General features: G+C 59.1%; 1 pseudogene. It reads left to right on the top strand.

Features of this window, described 5'->3' with window-relative positions:
* Positions 1-1,104 (top strand): annotated as a pseudogene (locus tag ACIQWO_RS27485) (hypothetical protein); the annotation flags it as partial.

The raw sequence follows: 1,104 nt of genomic DNA on the forward strand, positions 1-1,104 counted from the left end.
GTTGTCAGTCACCCTCGAGGTGATTTTCTGTAGGCGACGCGTGTTTTTTGCTGATGTCCTATTTCATCAGGTCAAATTACCCATGCGTTTTCGTCTTTCTTACCCCCTCGGCCCCGCTTCCGAGCGTCGTTTGACTGCCCGCCACCGATTAAGCGCGTGCGCGCTGAGTGTCGGTTTGGCCGTTCCTGTGCTTGTGGCCGCCCAAAGCTCTGGCATTACGGGGATCGGAACGGGTATGGATGTGAGAGAAGTCAACGTGAGCGATGACGGCAACGTGGTGACCTGGGCCAATACTTCAGGCGGGAGTACCCACACCGTTCGCTGGACGGCTTCGGGGGGCGAGCAAGATCTCGGGAGCACCGACAGGTCGTTTGCTTTCGGTCTAGGGGGAACCAATTCCGATGGAAGCGTCGTGGTAGGCGTTGCAGGGAACGGAAGCCAAAGCGCTCAATCATTTCGATGGACTGCCGCCAATGGCATTCAGTTTCTCAATGGCTTCCCGGCCGGAACTGGCGCCATCTATGCCAGAGGTGTCAGTGGTGACGGGCAAGTGATCGTTGGTTCCTACCGTAAATCGGACGGGACCCCATTTGCATATCGTTGGACGGTGGCCTCTGGTTTTCAGGATCTTGGCGGGTCGGCAGACTCGGTCGCTTCGGCTACCAATGATGATGGCTCAGTGGTGGTAGGTTGGAATTATTTTACGTCGTCCGATTCGCGAGCCTTTCGGTGGACAGCCGGCACGGGTATGACGTCGTTGGGCGTGTTGCCTGGAGATTCCACGTCGTTAGCCACCGCGGTGAGCGGGGATGGCAAGGTAGTGGTTGGCTCTTCGTGGACAAACACCGAGGAGCACGCCTTCCGCTGGACGCAGAGCACCAACGCGCTGGAAGCATTGGGCACCCTGGGTGGCAAAGAGTCTCGGGCCTGGGGCATTAGCCGTGACGGTAAGGTCATTGTCGGGAGCGCACAAAAAGCCGATGCCACCTGGCAAGGTTTTCGATGGACCGAGGCCGCCAAGATGCAGTCCGTGGAGGCGTGGCTGCAGGCCAACGGTGTGACCGTGCAGGGCGTTCAGACGGAAACCGCCACGGGGGCCAATGC

Origin of the sequence: Pandoraea sp. NPDC090278, assembly GCF_044772185.1 — a bacterium.
Classification (GTDB): Bacteria; Pseudomonadota; Gammaproteobacteria; order Burkholderiales; family Burkholderiaceae; genus Pandoraea.